The following is a 3,465-nucleotide window of genomic DNA, read 5'->3' as shown; positions in this document are numbered from 1 at the left end:
TCAAATGGCGCCCCGACGGCACCCTCGAATTCATCGGACGCATCGACAACCAGATCAAACTCCGCGGCTACCGCATCGAACTCGGCGAAATCGAAGCCGCCCTGAACGCTCACCCCCACATCCACACCACCAGCGTCATCGCCCGCGAAGACACCCCCGGGAACAGGCAACTCGTCGCCTACCTGGTCCCCACTCCCGGCGCCGCACCCGCCACCCACGAGCTGCGCGCCCACCTCCAGCAGCAGCTCCCCGACTACATGGTCCCCACCACCTACGTCACCCTGGAGCAACTCCCCCTCACCCCCAACGGCAAGGTCGACACCAAGGCCCTCCCCGCACCGGGACACGACCGACCCGACCTCGCCACCACCTACACCGCACCTCGCACCGACACCGAGCGCACCCTCGCATCGGTGTGGAGCGACATCCTGGGTATCGACAGCGTCGGTATCCACGACAACTTCTTCGAGCTGGGCGGCGACTCGATCATCAGCATCCAGATGATCGCCCGGGCCAAGAAGTTCGGTCTGCACCTCACTCCGCGGCTGATCTTCAAGCACCAGACGATCGCCGAGATCGCGGCGCACGCCGGTACGGCCACGCCGGTCGACGCCGAGCAGGGCCGGGTGGTGGGTGAGGTCCCGCTGACGCCGATCCAGCACTGGTTCTTCGAGAAGGAGCTGCCGGCGTTCGACCACTTCAACCAGGCCGAACTGCTCGTCACCGACGGACTCGTACCCGATGTGCTGCGGCTCGCGCTGGCCGACCTGATCGAGCACCACGACGCCCTGCGCCTGCGCTGCGTGGACGGGGCCGACGGCTGGCGGCAGTACCTGGACGAGTCCGTGGACACCCGCATCCTCGACGTGCACGACCTGTCCGCGGTCGCGGACGAGTCACTGGCGTCGGTGTCGCTGGACATCGCGGAGGAGACGCAGCGGAGCCTCGACCTGGCCAAGGGTCCGCTCATGCGGGGCGCCCTGCTGGAGCTGGGACCGACGCGGGGGCAGCGGTTGCTCATCGTCGTACATCACCTGGCGGTCGACGGTGTCTCCTGGCGGATCCTGCTGGAGGACCTGGGCAGCTGCTACGAGCGGCGGGCTGCCGGACTGGCGCCCGTACTGCCGGCCAAGACGACGTCGTTCATGGCCTGGGCGCAGCGGCTGCGCGGGTTCGCGACCTCCCCGGAGGCACGCGCCGAGTTCGCCTACTGGGCCGAGCCGAAGCCGGACGGACGGGTGCCGCGTGACCGGGAGGGTCGTAACGACCTCGGGTCCGCCGCCAGCGTCGTGGCGACGCTCAGCGCCGAGGAGACGCGCGCCCTGCTGCGGGACGTGCCACGGGTCTTCGGCACGCAGATCAACGACGCGTTGCTCACGGCGCTGGCGCACGCCCTGCGGGACTGGACCGGGGACGACGAGACGCTGATCGGTCTGGAGGGACACGGACGGGAGGATCTGTTCCCGGACGTGGACCTGTCGCGGACGGTCGGATGGTTCACGTCCGTCTTCCCGATCGCGCTGCGCCTGGCGCCGGACGCCGCCGATGCGGTCGCCTCGCTCGAACCGGTCCGTGAGCAGATGGCACGGGTGCCGAACAAGGGCGTCGGCTACGGCATCCTGCGCCACCTCGGCGCCCCCGACATGGCGTCCGTGCTGCGTCGGCAGCCCACTCCGGAAGTCAACTTCAACTACCTGGGACAGTTCACGCAGGAGCTGCCGGGCATCGGGCGGTACGCCGGTCCCGATGAGCCCAAGGGCCACTCGATCAGCCCGGACGGCATGCGCTGGAACGTGCTGGACGTGACCGCCGCCGTCGAGGGCGACACGTTCGGCCTGTACATCAACTACTCGACCGCGCTGCACGACCGACGCACTGTCGAGCGCCTGGCCGACGGTGTCCTCGGCCATCTGCGCGAGCTGATCGCCGGCAGTGCCGACGGAGCCGCCGACGCCCGCCGGGAGACCCCCGGCGTTCCCCTCACCGATGTCGGTGACGCCGACATGGCCGCGATCCTGAAGAGGTTCTCGATATGAGCGCGCACAACGTGGAAGACGTCTACGGGCTCTCGCCCCTGCAGTTCGGCATGCTGTACCACTCGCTGAAGGACACCTCGGACACCCGCCCCTACATGGTGCAGATGACGGAGGAGGTCGAAGGCCCCTTCAACGAGACGCTGTTCGGCGCCGCCTGGCAGCAGCTCGTCGACCGGCACTCGAACCTGCGCAGCGCCTTCGTCTGGGAGGGAGTGTCGGAGCCCGTGCAGGTGGTGCAGCGCCGGGCTCCGCTGCCCTTCGAGGTACGGGATTTGCGCGGCCTGCCCGGACAGGAGGAGCGGCTGGACGCCTTCCTGGCGGAGGACTGGGACCGCGGGTTCGACCTGTCGCGGGCCCCGCTGGTGCGGGTCACCGTGCTGCGGATGGCGGAGGAACGCCGGATCGTCGTCTGGTCGTTCCACCACATCCTGCTGGACGGCTGGAGCGTGCAGATCCTTCAGAAGGAGCTGTTCGCCCTCTACCGTGCGCTGCTCGACGGCACCCCCGCCCAGCTGCCGCCGGCCGTCCCCTACCGCCGCTACATCGAGTGGCTCAACTCCCGGCACGACGACGGGTCGGCGGCCTTCTGGTCGGACTACCTGGCGGGCGTGACCGAGCCCACCGCCCTGCACGTGGACCGGGACACCGGTGACACAGGGGTCGGCGAGTTCGAGGTGTACGCGTCCGAGGAGCTGTTCGCACGGGCCCAGGACTACGCCAGGTCCCAGCGCATCACGATGAACACGCTGGTACAGGGCCTGTGGTCGATCCTGCTCTCCCGGTACAGCCGTCAGGACGAGGTGCTGTTCGGCTCCACCATCTCGGGCCGTTCGATCGACCTGCCCGGCGTCGAGTCGATGATGGGCCTGTTCATCAACACACTGCCGGTGCGCGGCCGGCTCACCGGCGACCTGATCGTCTCCCAGTGGCTGCGGGAGCTTCAGGACGAGCAGCTGGAGATGCGGCAGTGGGAGTACTGCCACCTCGTCGACGTGCAGAAGCACAGCAATATCCCGCGCGGTGAGCCGCTGTTCCGGTCCATCCTGGTCTTCGAGAACTACCCGGTGGTGCAGAAGCCGTCAGACTTCCCCGAGGGCATGACCCGGCGCCTGGTCAACTGCGTGGAGCGCACCGGCTACCCGCTGACCCTGGTCGCGTCGGCGGGCCGGGCGCTGGAGTTCCGCTTCGTCTACGACCGGAGCAGCTTCGACGCCGAGACGATCGAGAGGATGGCCGGCCACCTCGAAAGCCTGCTGACCTCCGTGGTGAGCGCTCCCGACGCACGCATCGGCGACCTCAACATGCTGACGCAGCGGGAGCGGCAGGAGATCCTCGTCGACTGGAACGGTGTCACCGGCCCCTACCCCGACACCGCCACCATCCACCAGCTCATCGAAGACCGCGTCGCCACCACCCCCGACGCCATCGC

At 68.8% G+C, this 3,465-nt stretch carries 2 protein-coding genes; both read left to right on the top strand.

Annotated elements, in window-relative coordinates; all coding sequences use genetic code 11:
• Positions 1-2,036 (top strand): condensation domain-containing protein (locus tag ACZ6CZ_RS37860; protein WP_469030641.1); only part of this gene is annotated, 2,036 nt, incomplete at its 5' end.
• The coding region (locus ACZ6CZ_RS37855; RefSeq protein ID WP_469030638.1) for a condensation domain-containing protein at positions 2,033-3,465 on the top strand (1,433 nt) is incomplete at its 3' end. The genes ACZ6CZ_RS37860 and ACZ6CZ_RS37855, both read left to right, overlap by 4 nt.

Source organism: Streptomyces sp. NPDC041135 (genome assembly GCF_055592085.1).
Note: the sequence above shows the minus strand (reverse complement) of the source record. Positions and strands in the feature narration are given on the sequence as shown.